The 21,028-nt window shown below is 54.9% G+C and carries 21 protein-coding genes, 5 tRNA genes and 1 other RNA gene; 19 read left to right on the top strand and 8 right to left on the bottom strand.

What is annotated here, in order from left to right:
• Positions 1 to 12: 12 nt before the first annotated feature.
• From cydB to pnuC, 18 genes are all read left to right on the top strand, one after another.
• Positions 13 to 1,152, top strand: a complete 1,140-nt coding sequence (gene cydB / locus AC007G_RS01420; protein ID WP_032688794.1) for a cytochrome d ubiquinol oxidase subunit II — start codon at positions 13 to 15, stop codon at positions 1,150 to 1,152.
• Positions 1,153 to 1,167: 15 nt separating this feature from the next.
• Entirely contained in the window at positions 1,168 to 1,281 is a 114-nt protein-coding gene (gene cydX / locus AC007G_RS01415) for a cytochrome bd-I oxidase subunit CydX (RefSeq protein WP_004859685.1), read from the top strand.
• Positions 1,281 to 1,574, top strand: a complete 294-nt coding sequence (ybgE, locus tag AC007G_RS01410) for a cyd operon protein YbgE (protein WP_032697724.1) — start codon at positions 1,281 to 1,283, stop codon at positions 1,572 to 1,574. The genes cydX and ybgE overlap by 1 nt, the downstream gene beginning before the upstream one ends.
• Positions 1,575 to 1,734: 160 nt before the next feature.
• Entirely contained in the window at positions 1,735 to 2,139 is a 405-nt protein-coding gene (gene ybgC / locus AC007G_RS01405; RefSeq protein ID WP_004859689.1) for a tol-pal system-associated acyl-CoA thioesterase, read from the top strand.
• Positions 2,136 to 2,828: a Tol-Pal system protein TolQ gene (gene tolQ, locus AC007G_RS01400; protein ID WP_004859692.1), complete on the top strand. Its 693-nt coding sequence runs from the start codon at positions 2,136 to 2,138 to the stop codon at positions 2,826 to 2,828. Before ybgC ends, tolQ begins: the two co-directional genes overlap by 4 nt.
• A gap of 3 nt (positions 2,829 to 2,831) precedes the next feature.
• A complete protein-coding gene (gene tolR / locus AC007G_RS01395) occupies positions 2,832 to 3,260 on the top strand; it encodes a colicin uptake protein TolR (RefSeq protein WP_032688791.1) in 429 nt (142 codons plus the stop codon).
• 103 nt (positions 3,261 to 3,363) lie between these two features.
• Complete coding sequence (gene tolA, locus AC007G_RS01390; protein ID WP_049264487.1) at positions 3,364 to 4,701, top strand: cell envelope integrity protein TolA; 1,338 nt, start codon at positions 3,364 to 3,366, stop codon at positions 4,699 to 4,701.
• 130 nt (positions 4,702 to 4,831) lie between these two features.
• Positions 4,832 to 6,124: a Tol-Pal system beta propeller repeat protein TolB gene (gene tolB, locus AC007G_RS01385; protein WP_004859698.1), complete on the top strand. Its 1,293-nt coding sequence runs from the start codon at positions 4,832 to 4,834 to the stop codon at positions 6,122 to 6,124.
• Positions 6,125 to 6,158: 34 nt separating this feature from the next.
• Positions 6,159 to 6,683 carry a peptidoglycan-associated lipoprotein Pal gene (gene pal / locus AC007G_RS01380; protein ID WP_004859700.1) on the top strand — a complete coding sequence of 175 codons (525 nt, stop codon included), beginning with the start codon at positions 6,159 to 6,161 and terminating at the stop codon, positions 6,681 to 6,683.
• Positions 6,684 to 6,692: 9 nt separating this feature from the next.
• Positions 6,693 to 7,481 (top strand): cell division protein CpoB, encoded by a 789-nt coding sequence (gene cpoB / locus AC007G_RS01375; RefSeq protein ID WP_046852910.1) that lies wholly within the window; start codon positions 6,693 to 6,695, stop codon positions 7,479 to 7,481.
• Positions 7,482 to 7,643: 162 nt separating this feature from the next.
• Positions 7,644 to 7,719, top strand: a tRNA-Lys gene (locus AC007G_RS01370).
• 137 nt (positions 7,720 to 7,856) lie between these two features.
• Positions 7,857 to 7,932: transfer RNA gene (locus tag AC007G_RS01365), tRNA-Val, on the top strand.
• A gap of 3 nt (positions 7,933 to 7,935) precedes the next feature.
• Positions 7,936 to 8,011: transfer RNA gene (locus AC007G_RS01360), tRNA-Lys, on the top strand.
• A gap of 142 nt (positions 8,012 to 8,153) precedes the next feature.
• Positions 8,154 to 8,229 (top strand) — tRNA-Lys (locus AC007G_RS01355).
• A 128-nt stretch (positions 8,230 to 8,357) separates the two neighbouring features.
• Positions 8,358 to 8,433, top strand: a tRNA-Lys gene (locus tag AC007G_RS01350).
• A gap of 22 nt (positions 8,434 to 8,455) precedes the next feature.
• A non-coding RNA gene (locus AC007G_RS01345) (RtT sRNA) lies at positions 8,456 to 8,589 on the top strand.
• Between the two features lie 303 nt (positions 8,590 to 8,892).
• Positions 8,893 to 9,936 (top strand): quinolinate synthase NadA, encoded by a 1,044-nt coding sequence (gene nadA / locus AC007G_RS01340; protein WP_032688788.1) that lies wholly within the window; start codon positions 8,893 to 8,895, stop codon positions 9,934 to 9,936.
• A gap of 36 nt (positions 9,937 to 9,972) precedes the next feature.
• A complete protein-coding gene (gene pnuC / locus AC007G_RS01335) occupies positions 9,973 to 10,692 on the top strand; it encodes a nicotinamide riboside transporter PnuC (protein WP_032688787.1) in 720 nt (239 codons plus the stop codon).
• On the opposite strand, the gene zitB is transcribed toward pnuC, so the two are convergent.
• Positions 10,689 to 11,627: a CDF family zinc transporter ZitB gene (gene zitB / locus AC007G_RS01330; RefSeq protein ID WP_032688786.1), complete on the bottom strand. Its 939-nt coding sequence runs from the start codon at positions 11,625 to 11,627 to the stop codon at positions 10,689 to 10,691. The genes pnuC and zitB overlap by 4 nt on opposite strands.
• Positions 11,628 to 12,036: 409 nt before the next feature.
• Between zitB and aroG the strand changes: the two genes are divergently transcribed.
• Positions 12,037 to 13,089 (top strand): 3-deoxy-7-phosphoheptulonate synthase AroG, encoded by a 1,053-nt coding sequence (gene aroG, locus AC007G_RS01325; protein ID WP_004859708.1) that lies wholly within the window; start codon positions 12,037 to 12,039, stop codon positions 13,087 to 13,089.
• 95 nt (positions 13,090 to 13,184) lie between these two features.
• On the opposite strand, the gene gpmA is transcribed toward aroG, so the two are convergent.
• The 7 genes from gpmA to modE form a co-directional block, all read right to left on the bottom strand.
• Positions 13,185 to 13,937: a 2,3-diphosphoglycerate-dependent phosphoglycerate mutase gene (gpmA, locus tag AC007G_RS01320; protein WP_004859709.1), complete on the bottom strand. Its 753-nt coding sequence runs from the start codon at positions 13,935 to 13,937 to the stop codon at positions 13,185 to 13,187.
• A gap of 207 nt (positions 13,938 to 14,144) precedes the next feature.
• Complete coding sequence (gene galM / locus AC007G_RS01315) at positions 14,145 to 15,188, bottom strand: galactose-1-epimerase (protein WP_032700549.1); 1,044 nt, start codon at positions 15,186 to 15,188, stop codon at positions 14,145 to 14,147.
• The gene (gene galK, locus AC007G_RS01310) at positions 15,182 to 16,330 is read right to left on the bottom strand and encodes a galactokinase (RefSeq protein WP_032697718.1); all 1,149 of its coding nucleotides are present in this window, start codon (positions 16,328 to 16,330) and stop codon (positions 15,182 to 15,184) included. The genes galM and galK overlap by 7 nt, the downstream gene beginning before the upstream one ends.
• Positions 16,331 to 16,332: 2 nt before the next feature.
• Positions 16,333 to 17,379, bottom strand: coding sequence for a galactose-1-phosphate uridylyltransferase (gene galT / locus AC007G_RS01305; protein ID WP_032688782.1), 1,047 nt, complete (start codon positions 17,377 to 17,379; stop codon positions 16,333 to 16,335).
• A 9-nt stretch (positions 17,380 to 17,388) separates the two neighbouring features.
• On the bottom strand, positions 17,389 to 18,405 hold the full coding sequence (gene galE / locus AC007G_RS01300) for a UDP-glucose 4-epimerase GalE (protein WP_032688781.1): 1,017 nt from the start codon (positions 18,403 to 18,405) through the stop codon (positions 17,389 to 17,391).
• Between the two features lie 206 nt (positions 18,406 to 18,611).
• A complete protein-coding gene (modF, locus tag AC007G_RS01295; RefSeq protein ID WP_142630137.1) occupies positions 18,612 to 20,087 on the bottom strand; it encodes a molybdate ABC transporter ATP-binding protein ModF in 1,476 nt (491 codons plus the stop codon).
• 67 nt (positions 20,088 to 20,154) lie between these two features.
• On the bottom strand, positions 20,155 to 20,943 hold the full coding sequence (gene modE / locus AC007G_RS01290; protein WP_032697716.1) for a molybdenum-dependent transcriptional regulator: 789 nt from the start codon (positions 20,941 to 20,943) through the stop codon (positions 20,155 to 20,157).
• Positions 20,944 to 21,028 lie beyond the last annotated feature (85 nt).

Here is a 21,028-nt window from a genome sequence, read left to right as displayed (position 1 = left end):
AGGAGTCGTCAAATGATCGATTATGAAGTATTGCGTTTTATCTGGTGGCTACTGATCGGTGTTCTGCTGATTGGTTTCGCCGTCACCGATGGCTTCGACATGGGGGTGGGCATGCTCACCCGTTTCCTCGGTCGTAATGACACCGAGCGTCGAATCATGATTAACTCCATCGCTCCGCACTGGGACGGAAACCAGGTGTGGCTGATCACCGCCGGCGGCGCGCTGTTTGCTGCCTGGCCGACGGTCTATGCCGCCGCGTTCTCCGGCTTCTATGTGGCGATGATTCTGGTGCTGGCCTCTTTGTTCTTCCGTCCGGTTGGTTTTGACTACCGCTCGAAGATTGAAGACACCCGCTGGCGCAACATGTGGGACTGGGGCATCTTCATCGGTAGCTTCGTACCGCCGCTGGTGATTGGCGTCGCGTTCGGTAACCTGCTGCAGGGCGTACCGTTCCATATGGATGAATATATGCGTCTGTACTACACCGGCAATTTCTTCCAGCTGCTGAACCCGTTTGGTCTGCTGGCCGGTATTGTTAGCGTGGCGATGATTCTGACGCAGGGGGCTACCTACCTGCAGATGCGTACCGTGGGTGAGCTGCACCTGCGTGCTCGCGCGACCTCTCAGGTTGCGGCACTGGTGACGCTGGTTTGCTTCCTGCTGGCCGGTGTCTGGGTGGTATACGGGATCGACGGTTATGTGGTCACCTCGGCTATCGACCACTCTGCGCCATCTAACCCGCTGACTAAAGAAGTGACTCGTCAGGCTGGTGCATGGTTGGTGAACTTCAATAATATGCCTTCGCTGTGGGCTATCCCGGCACTGGGCGTAGTATTGCCGCTGCTGACTATCCTGACTTCGCGGATGGAGAAGGGCGCTCTGGCGTTTATCTTCTCTTCTCTGACGCTGGCCTGCATCATTCTGACCGCCGGGATTGCGATGTTCCCGTTCATCATGCCGTCCAGCACGATGATGAACGTTAGCCTGACCATGTGGGATTCAACCTCCAGCCAAAGAACGCTGAACCTGATGACCTACGTGGCGATTGTCTTCGTGCCGATTATTCTGGGCTACACCACCTGGTGTTACTGGAAGATGTTCGGTCGCATTACCCGCGAAGACATCGAAAAGAACACCCACTCGTTGTATTAAGGTAAGGAGCTAGATATGTGGTATTTCGCATGGATTTTGGGAACGCTTCTTGCCTGTGCCTTTGGGGTTATCACCGCGTTAGCGCTTGAGCACGTGGAAAGCACCAAAGCAGGTAAAGAAGAACACTGATGAGTAAAATTATCGCAACGCTGTATGCGATAATGGATAAGCGCCCGTTAAGGGCGCTTTCCTTATTGATGGCACTGCTGCTGGCCGGCTGCATTTTCTGGGATCCGTCGCGCTTTGCGGCAAAGACCAGCGAGCTGGAGATCTGGCACGGCTTCCTGCTGATGTGGGCCGTGTGCGCCGGGGTTATCCACGGCGTGGGCTTTCGCCCGCAGGCCATTCACTGGCAAGGGATTTTTTGTCCACTTATCGCTGATATTGTACTCATCACGGGGCTGTTTTTTTTCTTCTTTTGAAAGAGAAGAGAATAAGAGAACTCTGTTAACCTCATGGGCTTGCATAAGCCCATAAAAATTTACTCGCTGTTTACTTTCCCCCATTCCAAACCACGTTCCCCGCGCGTATAGTAGCGAAGTTTGAAAGCACTAATCTTTTTTTGCATTACCGGGATGTAAAGTGAATACAACGCTGTTTCGATGGCCGGTTCGTGTCTACTATGAAGATACCGATGCCGGTGGTGTGGTTTACCACGCCAGTTACGTCGCTTTTTATGAAAGAGCACGCACAGAGATGCTGCGCCACCACCACTTCAGTCAGCAGGTTTTGCTGGCTGAGCGAGTTGCCTTCGTGGTTCGCAAAATGACGCTGGAATATTTTGCGCCCGCCAGACTCGACGACATGCTCGAAATCCAGACGGAAATCACCTCGATGAGAGGTACCTCTTTGGTTTTCACGCAGCGAATCGTCAACGCAGAGAATACAGTTTTGAACGAAGCTGAGGTTCTCATTGTGTGCGTTGATCCACTCTTAATGAAGCCTCGTGCGCTTCCCAAGTCTATTGTCGCGGAGTTTAAGCAGTGACTGACATGAATATCCTTGATTTGTTCCTGAAGGCGAGCCTTCTGGTTAAACTTATCATGTTGATTTTGATTGGTTTTTCTATCGCTTCCTGGGCCATTATTATTCAGAGAACGCGCATCCTCAACACGGCAAGCCGCGAGGCGGAAGCCTTTGAAGACAAGTTCTGGTCGGGCATTGAGCTTTCTCGCCTGTATCAGGAGAGCCAGGGGCGTCGCGATAACCTGGTGGGGTCGGAACAAATTTTCTACAGCGGTTTCAAAGAGTTTGCTCGTCTGCATCGCGCAAACAGCCATGCGCCAGAAGCGGTGGTTGAAGGGGCGTCGCGCGCCATGCGCATCTCGATGAACCGTGAGATCGAGACGCTGGAAACGCACATTCCGTTCCTTGGAACCGTGGGTTCCATCAGCCCGTATATCGGTCTGTTCGGTACCGTCTGGGGGATCATGCACGCTTTTATCGCACTCGGTGCGGTGAAACAGGCTACTCTGCAGATGGTTGCTCCGGGTATCGCAGAAGCGCTGATCGCCACGGCAATCGGTCTGTTTGCGGCAATTCCGGCGGTTATGGCCTACAACCGTTTGAACCAGCGTGTGAACAAACTTGAACTGAACTATGACAACTTTATGGAAGAGTTCACCGCGATTCTGCACCGTCAGGCGTTTACCAGCAGCGAAAGCAATAAGGGGTAAGCCATGGCCAGAGCACGTGGACGCGGACGTCGCGAACTGAAGTCCGAGATCAACATCGTTCCGCTGCTGGATGTCTTGTTGGTGCTGTTGCTGATCTTTATGGCGACCGCGCCGATCATTACGCAGAGCGTAGAGGTCGACCTGCCGGATGCGACGGAATCACAAGCGGTCAAAAGTAATGATGAGCCGCCGGTGATTGTTGAAGTTTCCGGAGTCGGGCAGTACAGCGTAAAAGTGGGTCCGGAGACGCTGTCGCAGCTGCCGCCAGAGCAGGTTGTTGCCGAAGCGAAACGCCGCCTCGAAGCGAACGAGAAAACGGTGTTCCTGATCGGCGGTGCGAAAGACGTACCTTACGATGAAATTATTAAAGCGCTTAACCTGTTGCATAGCGCAGGGGTTAAATCGGTTGGCTTAATGACCAAGCCTATTTAATCGCTTCGGATATGTGCGCCCGCCGGACCGCTGGCTGCGAGAATAACAGACTCGTGGCCGGCGAGAGTAGCGGGGACAGGCGAACAGTTTTTGGGAACCGATAGTGTCAAAGGCAACCGAACAAAACGACAAGCTTAAACGAGCGATCATAGTTTCAGTCGCGCTGCACATCATTCTGATCGCGCTGCTGATCTGGAGTTCGTTCGATGAGCATCTGGATGCCTCAGCCGGTGGCGGCGGAGGTTCTTCCATTGATGCGGTGATGGTTGATCCTGGGGCGGTGGTGAATAATTACAACCGCCAACAGCAGCAGCAGGCCAGCTCGCGCCGCGCCGCCGAGCAGCGCGAAAAGCAGGCTCAGCAGCAGGCTGAAGAACTGCGTGAAAAGCAGGCCGCCGAGCAGGAGCGTCTGAAGCAGCTTGAGCAGGATCGTCTGCAGGCGCAGGAAGCGGCTAAGCAAGCGAAGGAAGAGCAGAAGCAGGCTGAAGAAGCGGCGGCGAAAGCGGCGGCAGCGGCGAAAGCCAAAGCGGATTCTCAGGCGAAAGAAGCACAGGAAGCGGCAGCAAAAGCCGCTGCTGACGCGAAAGCGAAGGCAGATGCGCAGGCTAAAGCGGCGGAAGCTGCGGCAGCGAAAGCCGCAGCCGATGCGAAGAAACAGGCGGAAGCCGAAGCGGCGAAAGCCGCAGCGGATGCCCAGAAGAAAGCCGAAGCCGAGGCAGCGAAGAAAGCGCAGCAGCAGGCTGAGAAGAAAGCCCAGCAGGAAGCCGCGAAGCAGGCAGCGGCTGAGAAAGCTGCTGCGGAAAAAGCCGCTGAGAAAGCAGCAGAAAAAGCAGCGGCGCAAAAAGCAGCCTCTGAAAAAGCGGCAGCAGAAAAGGCCGCCGCAGCAGAGAAAGCCGCCGCGGAGAAAGCGGAAAAAGCTGCCGCAGCGAAAGCCGCTGCAGCGGAAAAAGCCGCAGCCGATAAAGCCGCCAAGGCTGCTGCCGCTAAGGCCGCCGCAGCCAAAGCCGCCGCCGCGAAAAAAGCCGCGGCAGCGAAAGATGCGGATGGCGTTGACGACCTGCTCGGCGATCTGAGTTCAGGTAAGAATGCGCCTAAAGGTAACACCAGCGGTAGCAATGGAGGCTCATCTCCTGCTAAAGGAAGTAAACCGGGGCAGGGGGGCGCGTCTCAGGCTGAGATTGCCAGTTATATTTCGCAGGTTCAGGCGGCGATTAAAGGGCATCTCTATGACTGGGACACGTACAAAGGTAAAACATGTACGTTACGCGTGAACCTGGCTCAGGACGGGACGTTATTGAGCGTGAAGTCGGAGGGGGGCGATCCTGCTTTCTGTCAGCAGATGCTGGCGGCAACCAGCCGGATGAGCAAGTTCCCGAAACCGCCTTCTCAGGCTGTGTATGAGACGTTCAAAAATGCGCCACTGGACTTCAAACCGCAGTGATGTGTTTCCCCGCGCGAGCGGGGGAAACACAATCCAGGGCTGAGGCCGGGTTTTGGTAGTTTTGTGTATTTGAGTTTGTTAACATTCTGCTAAATTATCGTGGGCTTTCCGTCCGGATAAGGGAGATATGATGAAGCAGGCATTACGAGTAGCGTTTGGTTTTTTAATGCTGTGGGCGGCGGTGCTGCACGCAGAAGTACGTATCGAGATCACCCAGGGGGTGGACTCGGCGCGCCCGATCGGTGTTGTACCGTTCCAGTGGGCAGGGCCGGGTGCTGCGCCTGAAGATATTGGCGGTGTCGTAGCGGCTGACTTGCGTAACAGCGGTAAGTTCAACCCACTGGATCGCTCGCGTCTGCCTCAGCAACCGGGGACGGCACAAGAGGTTCAACCTGCGGCATGGTCTGCGCTGGGTATTGATGCGGTGGTTGTCGGTCAGGTGACCGGGAACCCTGACGGATCGTACAACGTGGCTTACCAGCTGGTTGATACCGGCGGTGCTCCGGGGACGATTCTGGCGCAGAACTCTTATAAGGTGACTAAACAGTATCTGCGCTATGCGGCTCACACCGCCAGCGATGCGGTATTCGAGAAGCTGACCTCTATTAAGGGCGCCTTCCGTACCCGTATTGCCTACGTTGTGCAGACTAACGGCGGCCAGTTCCCGTATGAACTGCGCGTCTCCGACTACGATGGTTATAACCAGTTTGTGGTCCACCGTTCACCACAGCCGCTGATGTCTCCGGCATGGTCTCCGGATGGTTCTAAACTGGCTTACGTGACCTTCGAAAGCGGCCGTTCTGCGCTGGTGGTTCAGACTCTGGCAAATGGCGCGGTGCGTCAGATTGCTTCCTTCCCGCAGCATAACGGGGCTCCGGCCTTCTCGCCGGATGGCAGTAAACTGGCGTTCGCATTGTCGAAAACCGGTAGCCTGAACCTGTATGTGATGGATCTGGGCTCGGGTCAGATTCGTCAGGTGACCAATGGTCGCAGCAACAACACCGAACCAAGCTGGTTCCCGGATAGTCAGAATCTGGCCTTTACTTCTGACCAGGCCGGTCGTCCGCAGGTGTATAAAGTCAGCGTCGGCGGCGGTACTCCGCAGCGTATCTCCTGGGAAGGTTCTCAGAACCAGGATGCGGATGTCAGCAGTGACGGTAAATTTATGGTAATGGTCAGCTCGGCCAACGGTCAGCAGCACATTGCCAAACAAGATCTGGTAGCGGGTGGCGTACAAGTTCTGTCGTCAACGTTCCTGGATGAAACGCCAAGTCTGGCACCTAACGGCACTATGGTAATCTACAGCTCTTCTCAGGGGATGGGATCCGTGCTGAATCTGGTTTCTACAGATGGGCGTTTCAAAGCGCGTCTTCCGGCGACTGATGGACAGGTAAAATTCCCTGCCTGGTCTCCGTATCTGTGATAATAAATAATTGATTATTAAAGGAATCAAAGAAATGCAACTGAACAAAGTGCTGAAAGGGCTGATGATCGCTCTGCCGGTTATGGCAATCGCGGCGTGTTCTTCTAACAAGAACGCCAGCAACGACCAGAGCGGTGAAGGCATGCTGGGTGCCGGCACTGGTATGGATGCTAACGCTAACGGCGGCAACATGTCTTCCGAAGAGCAAGCTCGTCTGCAAATGCAGCAGCTGCAGCAGAACAACATCGTGTACTTCGATCTCGACAAGTACGATATCCGTTCTGACTTCGCTGCAATGCTGGATGCGCACGCTAACTTCCTGCGTAGCAACCCATCCTATAAAGTGACTGTTGAAGGTCACGCGGATGAGCGCGGTACTCCGGAATACAACATCGCTCTGGGTGAGCGTCGTGCTAACGCCGTTAAGATGTATCTGCAGGGCAAAGGTGTTTCTGCTGACCAGATCTCCATCGTTTCTTACGGTAAAGAAAAACCTGCAGTACTGGGTCACGACGAAGCGGCTTACGCTAAAAACCGTCGCGCCGTACTGGTTTACTAAGAGAATTGCATGAGCAGTAACTTCAGACATCATCTGTTGAGTCTGTCGTTACTGGTTGGCATAGCGGCCCCCTGGGCCGCTTTTGCTCAGGCGCCAATCAGTAGTGTCGGCTCAGGCTCGGTCGAAGACCGCGTCACTCAACTCGAGCGTATTTCTAACGCTCACAGTCAGCTTTTAACCCAACTTCAGCAACAGCTCTCCGATAACCAGAATGATATTGATTCCCTGCGCGGCCAGATTCAGGAAAGCCAGTATCAGCTCAATCAGGTTGTTGAACGCCAGAAGCAAATTCTGTTACAGATCGACGGTCTGAGCAGCGGTGGGGCGGCGGCAGGTGCACAGCCATCGCCTTCGGCAGGCGATCAGGGTGCGGCGGCTACCGCGGCGCCAGCGGCCTCTTCTGGCGCTCCTGCCTCGACCGGAGATGCCAATACTGACTACAATGCGGCTATTGCGCTGGTGAAGGATCCCTCCCGCCAGGATGACGCGCTGGCAGCATTTCAGAATTTCGTCAAAAAGTACCCGGATTCAACCTATCAGCCGAACGCGAACTACTGGCTCGGTCAGTTGAATTACAATAAGGGGAAAAAAGATGATGCCGCTTACTATTTTGCTTCCGTGGTGAAGAATTACCCGAAATCCCCGAAAGCGCCAGATGCCATGTTTAAGGTCGGCGTGATTATGCAGGATAAAGGTGATACCGCGAAGGCGAAGGCTGTTTACCAACAGGTGGTCAGTAAATTTCCTGGCACCGATGGCGCGAAACAGGCTCAGAAACGTCTTAATGCCCTTGGGTGATTATGGCATGACCAGAAATCGCATTATTTCTGGTCTTGTCGCGTGAATCCTAAGCAGTCAGATGTTTTTTATCGAAATACTTGTTGCGCTGAATTCTTAAATCAGTAATATATGCCGCCGTTGCCACGGGATATCGAACAAGCCTGAAGCGACGAAAAAAGTGGGTCGTTAGCTCAGTTGGTAGAGCAGTTGACTTTTAATCAATTGGTCGCAGGTTCGAATCCTGCACGACCCACCACTAACTACCAGGGTGGAACGGTAGTAAAACGTGAAGGATAGCGTTGCGTCAGCAACGGCCCATAGGGCAAGCGAAAGCGAGTCATCCTCCACGACCCACCACTGACTTTAGTCAGATGTAGTATCCAGCGTAGTATCGGGTGATTAGCTCAGCTGGGAGAGCACCTCCCTTACAAGGAGGGGGTCGGCGGTTCGATCCCGTCATCACCCACCACTCGGGTCGTTAGCTCAGTTGGTAGAGCAGTTGACTTTTAATCAATTGGTCGCAGGTTCGAATCCTGCACGACCCACCAATTTAACATCGAACTCAGATGTTGAACGTGAAGGATAACGTTGCGTAGCAACGGCCCACAGGGCGAGCGAAAGCGAGTCATCCTGCACGACCCACCGGCTTAACGTTGGTGAAGAGTGAAAAAATTCAGGTAGTACCCGAGCGGGTCGTTAGCTCAGTTGGTAGAGCAGTTGACTTTTAATCAATTGGTCGCAGGTTCGAATCCTGCACGACCCACCACTTTAACATTAAAGTTAATGTTAAACGTGAAGGATAACGTTGCGTAGCAACGGCCCACAGGGCAAGCGAAAGCGAGTGATCCTGCACAATCCGGTATTCTGAATATTGAAAGTATGAAGTCCCGCAAGGGGTCGTTAGCTCAGTTGGTAGAGCAGTTGACTTTTAATCAATTGGTCGCAGGTTCGAATCCTGCACGACCCACCAATGTAAAAAGGCGCCCTAAAGGCGCCTTTTTGCTATGCGCAGAATGTAACGATTCAAACCTGCGGCAGGTTCGAGTCGAGCAAAGCGAGACAACGGAGCCGCTCGCGGCGACGGCCCGAAGAGCGAGCAAAGCGAGTTATCCTGCACGACCCACCACTTTACCATTGAAGTTAATGTTAAACGTGAGGATAACGTTGCGTAGCAATGCCCCACAGGGCGAGCGAAGGCGAGTCATCCTGCACGACCCACCAATGTAAAAGGGCGCCTTTTTGCTATCTGTTGTTTTTCCTCCATAAATATTAATCCCCTTTTTTTGCCTTCAGACGACAATAAATTCCACACGACATTTTCTGTACAATCCGCTATCTTGTTTAGCATATAAAACATCATGACCGCCGCTATGCCATCTGAAGGCATATTAACGGTATTTGAGTTAAGCCAGTAAAACGAGATTGCAAGATGAGCGTAATGTTTGACCCTGAAACGGCGATTTATCCTTTCCCGCCGAAACCATTGCCATTAAGTCGCGATGAAAAGCACTTTTACCGTGAAAAGATTAAACGTCTGCTGCGCGAGCGCGATGCGGTGATGGTGGCTCATTACTATACCGACCCTGAAATTCAGCAACTGGCCGAAGAGACCGGCGGCTGTATCGCTGATTCTCTGGAAATGGCTCGTTTCGGCGCCCGCCATTCCGCTTCGACGTTACTGGTGGCCGGAGTACGCTTCATGGGTGAAACGGCAAAAATTCTCAGTCCGGAGAAGACCATCCTGATGCCAACGCTGAATGCCGAGTGCTCTCTGGATCTGGGCTGCCCGATTGAGGAGTTTAATGCGTTTTGCGATGCCCACCCGGATCGTACCGTCGTCGTTTATGCCAACACCTCAGCGGCGGTCAAAGCGCGCGCCGATTGGGTTGTGACCTCCAGTATTGCCGTTGAGCTTATTGAGCATCTCGACAGCCTCGGGGAAAAAATTCTCTGGGCACCCGACCGTCACTTAGGCCGGTACGTACAGCGGCAAACCGGCGCAGATGTTTTGTGCTGGCAGGGCGCCTGTATTGTCCACGATGAGTTTAAAACCCAGGCGTTAACGCGGATGAAAGCCCTCTATCCCGATGCCGCCATTCTGGTGCATCCTGAATCACCGCAGTCCATTGTAGATATGGCGGATGCGGTAGGGTCTACCAGCCAGCTGATTGCTGCGGCTAAAACGCTCCCGGCGCGTCAGCTCATTGTCGCCACCGATCGCGGGATCTTCTACAAAATGCAGCAGGCGGTACCGGAAAAAGAGCTGCTGGAAGCACCGACGGCGGGAGAGGGGGCAACCTGTCGTAGCTGTGCCCACTGCCCGTGGATGGCGATGAACGGCCTGCAAGCGATTGCAGAGGGACTGGAAAACGGTGGACCCGAACACGAAATTAAGGTCGATGCGCAGCTGCGTACCGGCGCATTAGTCCCGCTGAACAGAATGCTGGATTTTGCGGCTACACTTCGGGGATAGTGGTTAATTACGCAATCAATACAGTGCGGGGAAAATATGGATTTTTTTAGTACGCAGAATATCCTGGTGCATATACCCATCGGTGCCGGCGGATACGACTTATCATGGATCGAGGCGGTCGGCACGCTTGCCGGGCTGCTGTGTATCTGGCTGGCGAGTCTGGAAAAGATCAGCAACTATGCGTTTGGGCTGGTCAACGTCACCTTGTTTGCCATTATTTTCTTTCAGATTCAGCTCTATGCCAGCCTGCTGCTGCAGGTCTTTTTCTTTGCCGCCAACGTTTATGGCTGGTACGCCTGGTCCCGGCAAACCAGCAGCCATGAAGCCGAACTGCGTATTCGGTGGTTGCCATTGCCGAAGGCGCTGGGCTGGCTGACGGCTTGTATTGTGGCAATTGCGCTGATGACGGTCTTCATTAATCCGGTCTTCGCCTTCCTGACGCGGATCGCGGTCACGCTGATGCAGAGCCTGGGACTGCGGGTGACGATGCCGGAACTGCAGCCGGATGCCTTCCCGTTCTGGGACTCCTGCATGATGGTGCTGTCGATCGCCGCCATGATTCTGATGACCCGCAAATATGTCGAAAACTGGCTGCTTTGGGTGATCATCAACGTCATCAGCGTGGTGATTTTTGCCCTTCAGGGAGTCTATGCGATGTCGCTGGAATATCTGCTTTTGACCTTTATTGCTCTTAACGGCAGTCGGATGTGGATCAACAGCGCGCGTGAGCGAGGTTCTCACGCGTTTTCTCGCTAATGGTGGTGATGATGGTCGTGCCCGGCGTGCGTCATGTTGAGACGGCATTCCGGGCCGTTACAGGGCTGGTACTCCATCTGCACGGTCACATGCCCGATATTATATTTATGCTGTAAAAAGGCCTGGATGCGATTCAGCAAGGCATCGTGATCGTGCGGCGGGACAACCTGAACATGCAGCGTCATGACCGTTTTTTCGCCAACCAGCCAGACGTGGACGTGATGCACGTCGCGGACTTCCGCCACCGAACGGCGTAAATCGCGCTTTAGCCCCTCGACATCTAACGACCGCGGCGCTCCTTCCAACAGTTCGTTCAAACTTTCCTGCAACAGCCGCCAGGCGCTACGCAGTACCAGACATGAAACCAGCACCGACAAAATCGGGTCAATTGGCGTCCAGCCGGTGGTGAGAATCACGATAGCGGCAATGATCGCCCCGACCGAACCCAGCAGGTCGCCCAGAACGTGTAAGGCGGCCGCGCGGACGTTAAGATTGCTTGCTTCACTGCCGCGGTGCAGGATCCAGAATGCCAGTATGTTCGCCAGTAGCCCGGCAACGGCAATCACCATCATTGTGGTACCGGCAACGGGCTGAGGATGGTTAAAGCGTTGAATCGCTTCCCAGACAATCAGAATCGTGATGACAACCAGCGCAATGGCGTTGACGAAGGCCGCCAGGGTGGTCAGGCGCAGCCAGCCGAACGTGTGGCGGGTGTTGGGAGGACGGCTGGCGAAGCGGACCGCGAGTAGAGCGAATAACAGAGCGGCTGAATCGGTGAGCATGTGACCGGCATCAGCCAGCAGGGCCAGCGAGCCTGAAACGACGCCGCCGATGGCTTCAACAAGCATAAAGCCGGCGGTGACGATAAAAGCCTGCAACAGGCGCTTTTCGTTACCGCGATCGGTGGTTTCTGACGGAGTGTGAGCATGGGCCATTACAGAATCCTGTCATTATTTTATCAATTAGTCTCTGACCTTATTACAGATTAACCACAATCGGGCGTCTGTTCCATTAGCCAATGTCGATAGGGCAAGGTGCCGCGGCATTTATCTTCAACAAGCCGCAAATGAGGCAACAATAGGGTGAAAACGCGGGGGAGGTGGAGTAATGTCGAGCTATTTCCCTTTTATGGTGATACATAATATTTATATATGATTGATTTGTAGGTTTTATGACTATTATTGGGGCTTTATTTTTTACTGTTCTTATGGTTTGTATTGTTTTTATCTATTTAATCAGTGAATTACCCTTGCGACTGTAAAAGTCTGTTTACACTTTTCTGGCGGCGAGTTAGATTGAAAGCATTGCACACAATTGATTAAGTATGGCAACGCTGGAAAGAAAATGAATTATCAGAACGACGATTTACGTATTAAAGAGATCAACGAATTATTACCTCCCGTTGCACTCCTGGAAAAGTTCCCCGCGACCGAAAATGCTGCTAACACCGTGGCGCACGCTCGTAAAGCGATCCATCAGATCCTTAAAGGCAACGACGATCGTCTGCTGGTGGTGATTGGCCCATGTTCTATCCACGATCCTGCCGCAGCGAAAGAGTATGCTGAGCGCCTGCTGACGCTTCGTGAAGAGCTGAAGGGCGAGCTGGAAGTGGTGATGCGCGTTTACTTTGAAAAACCGCGTACCACCGTTGGCTGGAAGGGGTTAATCAATGACCCGCATATGGATAACAGCTTCCGCATCAACGACGGCCTGCGCATTGCGCGTAAGCTGCTGCTGGAGATTAACGACAGCGGGCTGCCTGCGGCGGGTGAATTCCTTGATATGATCACCCCGCAGTACGTTGCTGACCTGATGAGCTGGGGCGCCATCGGCGCGCGCACCACCGAATCCCAGGTGCATCGCGAGCTTTCATCTGGCCTTTCTTGTCCGGTAGGTTTTAAAAACGGGACCGACGGGACAATAAAAGTGGCTATTGACGCGATCAACGCCGCTGGCGCACCGCACTGCTTCCTGTCAGTGACCAAATGGGGCCATTCGGCGATTGTGAATACCAGCGGCAACAGCGACTGTCATATCATTTTGCGCGGTGGCAAAGAGCCGAACTACAGTGCGAAGCACGTTGCTGAAGTGAAGGTTGGGCTGGCGAAAGCGGGCCTGCCGGCGCAGATCATGATTGATTTCAGCCACGCAAATTCCAGCAAGCAGTTTAAAAAACAGATGGAAGTGGGTGCCGATGTTTGCCGGCAGATTGCCAGCGGCGAGCAGGCGATTATGGGCGTGATGATTGAAAGCCATCTGGTGGAGGGTAGCCAGAGTCTGGAGAGCGGCGTGCCGCTGGCCTATGGCAAAAGCATCACCGATGCCTGTATCGGCTGGGAAGATACCGATACCATCCTGCGCCAGCTGGCGGATGCGGTAAAAGCCCGTCGCGGTTAATCCGCAGCCTGGCCCGGCAGAGCGTCGCGACGCCGGGATTCAGAGCCAATAAAAAAGCGTGGACGAATCCACGCTTTTTTTATGGCTGGCGAAAATTATTTCGCTTTACCCTGGTTTGCTACCGCGGCGGCTTTTGCGGCGATTTCATCCGCATTGCCCAGATAGTAGTGTTTGATCGGTTTGAAGTTTTCGTCGAACTCATAAACCAGCGGTACGCCGGTCGGGATGTTCAGTTCAAGGATTTCGTCTTCGCCCATATTGTCCAGGTACTTCACCAGTGCACGCAGGGAGTTACCGTGAGCGGCAATAATCACGCGCTCACCGCTTTTCAGACGCGGCAGAATGGTTTCGTTCCAGTAAGGCACAACGCGCTCGATGGTCAGCGCCAGGCTTTCGGTAACCGGCAGCTCTTTATCGGTCAGTTTTGCATAACGCGGATCGTGGCCCGGGTAGCGCTCGTCGTCTTTGGTCAGCTCCGGCGGAGTAATGGCAAAGCCACGGCGCCACTGTTTAACCTGCTCATCGCCGTACTTCTCAGCGGTTTCAGCTTTGTTCAGACCCTGCAATGCCCCGTAGTGACGCTCGTTCAGTTTCCAGGATTTCTCAACCGGCAGCCAGGCCTGGTCCAGTTCATCCAGGACGTTCCACAGAGTATGGATGGCACGTTTCAGCACAGAGGTATAAGCAAAATCGAAGCTGAAGCCTTCGTCTTTCAGCAGTTTGCCTGCCGCTTTTGCTTCACCTACGCCTTTCTCGGACAGATCGACGTCGTACCAACCGGTGAAACGGTTTTCATTGTTCCATTGGCTTTCGCCATGACGGACCAGTACCAGCTTAGTTACAGCCATACACTTACTCCTCAAGCTTTGTTTGAATGATAACAATTCTCATTATATTGCCGCAATTTGAGTCACGGCAACGCTTATCCCTAACCATAGCGAAAATAGTGGCTCAGTGTAAGATGCTTGTAAATCGGCGGTTATATTTTTGTCTGTAAGTGGCGTAATTTGCAGCAAAATGACGAAAAAAAGCCCTCCGTCAGGAGGGCCGGGGGCTTATCGGGCAATAAACTGATATTCCGTCAGACTGACGTACTCCTCGCCCGGGCGCAATATGCAGTCGGGCTGGGGCCATTCCGGGTGATTTGGTGAGTCCGGCAGAAATTCACTCTCCAGCGCCAGACCCTGCCAGTCGGCGTACGGCTGTTCCGTACGCGACGGTGTACCGCCCAGGTAGTTACCAGAATAAAACTGCAGGGCAGGGGCGGAGGTATACACCGCCATCTGCAGTTGACCATCCTGAGACCAGACATGGGCCGCCGCCTTGCGGGCATCGCCTTTTGCCTGTAGCAGGAAAGCATGATCATACCCTTTTACTTTCTGCTGATCGGCATCGCGAAGAAAATCGACCGCTACGGTTTTCGGCGTGCGGAAATCGAAGCTGGTCCGGGTGACGTCCTGTAATTCGCCGCCCGGAATACCGTCGCTCTCCACCGGCAGGTAGCTGTCGGCGAAAATTTGCAGCTGGTGGTTGCGGACGTCCGTCTGCCCACCGTCCAGGTTGAAGTAGACGTGGTTGGTCAGGTTGACCGGACAGGGCCTGTCAACCGTCGCACGATACTCGATAGCGATGCGGTTATCTTCAGTAAGACGGTAGTGCGCCGTGGCTTTCAGGTTGCCGGGAAACCCCTGGTCGCCGTCATCGGAAGCGAGGGCAAACAGCGCCTGATGTTCGTCGGCGCTAACTATCTGCCAGCGACGTTTGTCGAAACCGTCTGGCCCGCCGTGCAGCTGATGACCGGCTTCGTTAGAAGGGGTCAGTTGGACCGTCTGGCCATCCAGAGTAAACCGGCTGTTGGCGATACGGTTGGCATAGCGGCCTACGGAGGCGCCGAGATAGGCCGCCTGACGGGTATAGTTTTCCGGCGCCGCGCAACCGAGCAGCGCTTCGCGTACTTCGCCGTTAGCCAGCGGGACCTGAGCAGATAATAACGTCGCGCCCCAGTCCATCAGTGTAACCACCATCCCGGCATTATTCCGCAGGGTGATCAGGTTCCACGGCTGGCCGTCCGGCGCCAGGTCTGTCGTTTGGTTTAGCACTGGCCGGCCCCCTGTGACGGTTTGCAAACGTAGAAGGTCTCTTTAATGCCGGTTTTCGCTTCATACTGCTGCGCGACGGCTTGCTTAACGGGATCTACGCACTCTTCCGGCACCAGCGCCACGACGCAGCCGCCAAATCCGCCGCCGGTCATGCGTACGCCGCCTTTATCGCCGATGGTGGCTTTGACGATCTCCACCAGCGTGTCAATTTGCGGAACGGTAATTTCAAAATCATCGCGCATCGAGGCATGGGATTCCGCCATCAGTTCACCCATACGCTTCAGGTCGCCTTTTTCCAGCGCGGTGGCGGCTTCGAGGGTACGCGCATTTTCGGTCAGGACATGGCGGACGCGTTTCGCAACCACCGGATCCAGCTCATGGGCAACGGCATTGAACTCGGCGATTTTGACATCGCGCAGCGCAGGCTGCTGGAAGAAACGTGCGCCGGTCTCGCACTGTTCGCGACGGGTGTTGTATTCGCTGCCGACCAGAGTACGTTTAAAATTACTGTTGATGATCACCACCGCGACGCCTTTTGGCATGGAGACGGCCTTGGTTCCTAATGTGCGGCAGTCAAGCAGCAGCGCGTGATCTTTCTTACCCAGCGCTGAGATAAGCTGGTCCATGATTCCGCAGTTACAGCCGACGAACTGGTTCTCCGCTTCCTGGCCATTAAGGGCAATTTGCGCCCCGTCCAGCGGCAGATGGTACAGCTGCTGGAACACGGTTCCGACGGCCACTTCCAGCGAAGCGGAAGAGCTTAAACCCGCCCCCTGCGGTACGTTACCGCTGATCACCAGATCGGCGCCGCCAAAATGGTTATTGCGCTTCTGCAGGTGTTTCACCACGCCGCGAACGTAGTTTGACCACTGCTGGGTCTCGTGGCTGACAATCGGCTTATCAAGGGAGAACTCGTCGCTCTGATTGTCATAATCGGCGGCAATCACCCGGACAATACGGTCCGTGCGCGGCGCGCAGCTGATCACCGTTTGATAATCAATTGCGCAGGGCAGCACGAAGCCGTCGTTATAGTCGGTGTGTTCGCCGATCAGATTGACGCGGCCCGGTGCCTGAATAACGTGGGTGGCAGGGTAGCCGAACTTTTCAGCAAACAGGGTTTGGGTTTTCTCTTTCAGACTCATTGTTATTCTCCGGATTCGCGAAAATGGACGTCGCTCACTGCCCGCAGGCGTTCGGCGGCTTGTTCGGCCGTCAAATCGCGCTGAGTTTCAGCCAGCATTTCGTAGCCGACCATAAATTTACGCACCGTCGCCGAGCGCAGCAGCGGCGGATAAAAGTGAGCGTGTAGCTGCCAGTGATTATTCTCGTGGTTATTAAACGGTGCCCCGTGCCAGCCCATGGAATAAGGGAATGAGCACTGGAACAGGTTGTCGTAACGGCTGGTCAGCTTTTTCAGCGCCAGCGCAAGGTCGCTACGCTGGGCTGCGGTTAAATCGGTAAGGCGCTGAATGTGTGCTTTCGGCAGCAGCAGCGTCTCAAAAGGCCAGGCCGCCCAGTAAGGTACGACGGCCAGCCAATGTTCAGTCTCGACGACCGTCCGGCTACCGTCGGCTAATTCGCGCTGAACGTAATCCACCAGCATCGGCGAACCCTCAGCGGCGAAATACTCTTTTTGCAAACGATCTTCGCGTTCCGCCTCATTCGGCAGGAAGCTGTTGGCCCAGACCTGGCCGTGCGGGTGCGGGTTGGAGCAGCCCATCGCCGCGCCTTTATTCTCAAACACCTGCACCCACGGATACGTTTGGCCCAGCTCCGCCGTCTGTTCCTGCCACGTATTAACCACGCCTTCCAGCGCTTCAACGCTCAGCTCAGGCAGCGTTTTGCTGTGATCCGGCGAGAAGCAGATGACCCGGCTGGTGCCGCGCGCGCTTTGACAGCGCATCAGCGGATCGTCGCTATTCGGGGCATCGGGGGTGTCGGTCATCAATGCCGCAAAGTCATTGGTAAACACGTAGGTACCGGTGTAATTCGGGTTCGTGTCGCCGGTGACGCGGGTGTTACCCGGACACAGAAAACAATCCGCATCGTGCGCCGGCAAGGTTGATTTTGCCGGCGTTTCCTGCGCCCCCTGCCAGGGGCGCTTGGCGCGATGCGGTGATACCAGAATCCACTGCCCGGTTAACGGGTTATAACGACGATGCGGATGGTCGACGGGGTTAAATACGGTCATGACGGTTCCTTAGTCTGGGTAACCCTGCGGATGACGGGACTGCCAGTGCCAGGTGTCCTGCGCCATCTCGTCAAGGTCGCGCGTAACGCGCCAGTTCAGCTCGCGGTCGGCCTTTTCGGCATCCGCCCAGTAGGCCGGGAGGTCGCCATCGCGGCGCGGCGCGAAGTGGTAATTAACAGGTTTGCCGCAGGCTTTACTGAAGGCATTGATCACGTCGAGGACGCTGCTGCCGACGCCTGCGCCGAGGTTATAAATGTGTACGCCTTCGCGGCCCGCCAGTTTTTCCATCGCCGCAACGTGGCCATCGGCGAGGTCCATGACGTGGATATAGTCGCGTACGCCGGTACCGTCAGGGGTCGGATAATCATTGCCGAAAACGGCCAGCGATTCGCGACGACCCACGGCCACCTGCGCGATATAAGGCATCAGGTTGTTCGGGATACCCTGCGGATCTTCGCCCATGTCGCCTGATGGATGCGCGCCGACCGGGTTGAAGTAACGCAGCAGCGCAATGCTCCAGTCCGGCTGGGCTTTTTGCAGGTCAGTCAGGATTTGCTCGACCATCAGCTTGCTTTTGCCATACGGGCTCTGCGGCGTGCCGGTCGGGAAGCTTTCGACATAAGGGATCTTCGGCTGATCGCCGTAGACGGTCGCGGAGGAGCTAAAAATAAAGTTCTTCACGCCAGCGGCGCGCATGGCGGAAACTAATTTAAGTGTACCGGTGACGTTATTGTCGTAGTATTCCAGCGGCCTGGCGACGGATTCGCCGACGGCTTTCAGGCCGGCAAAGTGGATCACCGCCTCAATAGCGTGATCGTGCAGAATTTCCGTCATCAGCGCTTCATTACGAATATCGCCTTCAACAAAGGTGGCCGTTTTCCCGCCGAGACGTTCAATGACCGGCAATACGCTGCGCTTACTGTTGCAGAGATTGTCGAGAATAATCACTTCATGTCCCTGCAGCAGCAGTTGAACGCAGGTATGACTTCCAATGTAACCGCTACCACCTGTAACCAGTACTTTCATGATTCGCTCCAATAGGCTTATCGTGTGTGATGAAGATAGCATATCAAAGAAGTGTAAAGTGTGACACAGGCCAAATTGGTGGAATCGCTTACACTAAAAGACATAATGCGATATTTTTCCATTTTTATGTTTAAAAACAGATTGTTGATGGTCTTTCTGGTTATTTCTCTGAAAAAAAACAGGGGGGCGTGGCCCCCTGTTTTGGCTCAGTCCGTGAGTGGACCGACCTGATAAGTGTAACCGTCTCCACTGCGCACAAACTCCAGACGATGGGTAATGCAGTCCGGCGCATCTTCGGCGTGATGGGAGACAAACAGCAGCTGAGTGGCGCCTTCGCTAATCAAAACATCCACGAAGCGCCGCACCAGCTGACGGTTAAGCGGATCCAGTCCCTGCAGGGGCTCGTCAAGAATCAGCAGCGTCGGATGCTTCACCAGCGCCCGAACGATCAGCGCCAGCCGTTGTTGTCCCCAGGAGAGACTGTGGAACGGCGCATCGGCGGTACGCTTGTCGATTCCCAGAATATCCAGCCAGTTCTGCACCAGATGGCGTTGCTTATCAGAAACGGCCTGATAAATGCCGATAGAGTCGAAATAGCCCGACAGAATCACGTTGCGTACCGTGGTGCTGACGCGGTATTCAAGGTGCAGGCTACTGCTGACGTAGCCAATATGCTTTTTGATATCCCAGATGGTTTCACCGCTGCCGCGACGGCGGCCAAACAGGGTAAGATCGTTACTATAACCCTGCGGATGATCGCCGGTGACCAGGCTAAGCAGGGTCGATTTTCCGGCGCCGTTGGGACCGACTATCTGCCAGTGTTCACCGGGGTTAACGGTCCAGCTCAGGTGCTCGATGATCGGCCGGTCGTTGTATGACACCACGCCCTCACGCAGGATGATGCGCGGGGCCCCGGCGTCGAGAGCATGGCGGGCGGCGGGGGCATCCGGTTCCGGTAAGCTCATGCCAGCCAGTTTTTCGCTGTGCGCCAGTTGAGCAATCAGCGCCTGTTGCAGCAGCGCCTGCTTTTCTCCGGTTTCGCTCAGAGTACAGTCGGCCAGCACGCCGGCAAACTGGACAAACGACGGGATTTCGTCGAAGCGGTTGAGTACCAGTACCAGCGTGAGCCCTTCGAGGTGCAGTCTCTCCAGCAGCCCGGCAAGCTGCTGACGGGAAGCGACGTCCAGGCCATCAAAAGGCTCGTCAAGAATCAACAGATCCGGCTGCGTCATCAGCGCCTGACAGAGCAGCGTTTTACGCGTTTCTCCGGTAGAGAGATATTTAAAGCGGCGCTGGAGCAGAGAAGTAATACCGAACAATTCTGCCAGGCGCGCACAGCGAGCGGCATCTTTGGACTCTTCCTGGATAATCTCTTCCGTCGTGCGGCCGGTGTCCTCTTCGCCTGGGCTAAGTAGGTCCGTATTGTTTCGTTGCCATTCATCGCTGACCAGCTTCTGCAGCTGTTCGAAGGAGAGGCGGGTTACCCGGGAAAAGCGATTTTCATACTGGCCGGACAGCAGGGTAAGCTCACCGGACAGCGCGCGAGCCAGCGCCGACTTCCCGCTGCCGTTGCTGCCGACGAAGGCCCAGCTTTCGCCAGCGCCAACGGTGAGGTGCTCGATTTTTAACGTTTTTGTGTCGCTCAGGCGAAACATGCCTTGCGAAATTTGCAATGATGACATTGTGTATCCCACTTTTTGCAGCGATTTGCCACAGGGATACGACGTCACGCGCGCAATGTCAATGCCGTCAGCATAACGTGGCGAGAATGATTCGATCAGCATTAAAATATGCTATCGCCTCAGCACCTTCTGCCAGTTTTCGGGTCTGTTCCAGCGGGAGGGTCGCGCACAAACTCTGGCCGTCAGGCAGCGCCATCAGCACTTCACACTGCTCCGGGCCGTATTCGATATGGCTGATTCGCCCGGCGAGTTGGTTATCGGCCTCTTTGGCAACCGCCGGATCCTGAGTCATCCCCACCCAGGGGGCCTTCAGTAGTACCAGCACTTCCTGGCCCTCATCCAGGCCAAGGCGCTCTGCGCTCTGCGCGGTGATAGCGACTTTTAAGCGGGTCTGGCGATCGGCAAGCAACACCTCGACATGCTGCTGTACCTGCTGGTGGTCGCGACCGGTGATGGTGCCAAACCACTGGTTACGTGCGCTGGTCTGCAGCGAGAAACGCGAAATAGCGGCCAGCAGGCTGTCGAGAGGCAGGGCATCGTCGTCGCTCAGCACATCGAAGGCTTTTTGCTGAATTTGCGCCAGCAGATCGTACAGCTGGATCAGCCGCTGACCGTAGCGGGTCAGTACGGCGCCGCCGCCGCCTTTACCGCCGGTAGCCCTGTCCACCAGCGTCTGTTCGCTGAGCTGGTTCATCTCATTGATGGCGTCCCATGCGCTTTTATAGCTAATACCCGCGTTTTTTGCCCCCTGGCTAATCGAACCGGTGGAATCGATCTGTTTTAACAGGGCAATACGACGAGGATCGGCGAACAGGCGCTGCTGTAGCTTGAGGGTCAGAAGAATTTCAGCCTGCATAATGATATCCTGGCAAAAAAGAGTATTGTGACCGATAGCGGTCATCTTGCAAGATGCATCTGTCGCCGTTATCGGCCAGCCACCG

This window comes from Klebsiella sp. CSG-1, assembly GCF_056521145.1.
Note: the sequence above shows the minus strand (reverse complement) of the source record. Positions and strands in the feature narration are given on the sequence as shown.

What these genes read in the sequence shown, in the direction of transcription:
- cydB (WP_032688794.1), top strand. Translation starts at nt 13, where the DNA reads ATGATCGATTATGAAGTATTGCGTTTTATCTGGTGGCTACTGATCGGT.
- cydX (WP_004859685.1), top strand. Translation starts at nt 1,168, where the DNA reads ATGTGGTATTTCGCATGGATTTTGGGAACGCTTCTTGCCTGTGCCTTT.
- ybgE (WP_032697724.1), top strand. Translation starts at nt 1,281, where the DNA reads ATGAGTAAAATTATCGCAACGCTGTATGCGATAATGGATAAGCGCCCG.
- tolR (WP_032688791.1), top strand. Translation starts at nt 2,832, where the DNA reads ATGGCCAGAGCACGTGGACGCGGACGTCGCGAACTGAAGTCCGAGATC.
- tolB (WP_004859698.1), top strand. Translation starts at nt 4,832, where the DNA reads ATGAAGCAGGCATTACGAGTAGCGTTTGGTTTTTTAATGCTGTGGGCG.
- pal (WP_004859700.1), top strand. Translation starts at nt 6,159, where the DNA reads ATGCAACTGAACAAAGTGCTGAAAGGGCTGATGATCGCTCTGCCGGTT.
- cpoB (WP_046852910.1), top strand. Translation starts at nt 6,693, where the DNA reads ATGAGCAGTAACTTCAGACATCATCTGTTGAGTCTGTCGTTACTGGTT.
- nadA (WP_032688788.1), top strand. Translation starts at nt 8,893, where the DNA reads ATGAGCGTAATGTTTGACCCTGAAACGGCGATTTATCCTTTCCCGCCG.
- pnuC (WP_032688787.1), top strand. Translation starts at nt 9,973, where the DNA reads ATGGATTTTTTTAGTACGCAGAATATCCTGGTGCATATACCCATCGGT.
- zitB (WP_032688786.1), bottom strand. Translation starts at nt 11,627, where the DNA reads ATGGCCCATGCTCACACTCCGTCAGAAACCACCGATCGCGGTAACGAA.
- aroG (WP_004859708.1), top strand. Translation starts at nt 12,037, where the DNA reads ATGAATTATCAGAACGACGATTTACGTATTAAAGAGATCAACGAATTA.
- gpmA (WP_004859709.1), bottom strand. Translation starts at nt 13,937, where the DNA reads ATGGCTGTAACTAAGCTGGTACTGGTCCGTCATGGCGAAAGCCAATGG.
- galK (WP_032697718.1), bottom strand. Translation starts at nt 16,330, where the DNA reads ATGAGTCTGAAAGAGAAAACCCAAACCCTGTTTGCTGAAAAGTTCGGC.
- galT (WP_032688782.1), bottom strand. Translation starts at nt 17,379, where the DNA reads ATGACCGTATTTAACCCCGTCGACCATCCGCATCGTCGTTATAACCCG.
- galE (WP_032688781.1), bottom strand. Translation starts at nt 18,405, where the DNA reads ATGAAAGTACTGGTTACAGGTGGTAGCGGTTACATTGGAAGTCATACC.
- modF (WP_142630137.1), bottom strand. Translation starts at nt 20,087, where the DNA reads ATGTCATCATTGCAAATTTCGCAAGGCATGTTTCGCCTGAGCGACACA.
- modE (WP_032697716.1), bottom strand. Translation starts at nt 20,943, where the DNA reads ATGCAGGCTGAAATTCTTCTGACCCTCAAGCTACAGCAGCGCCTGTTC.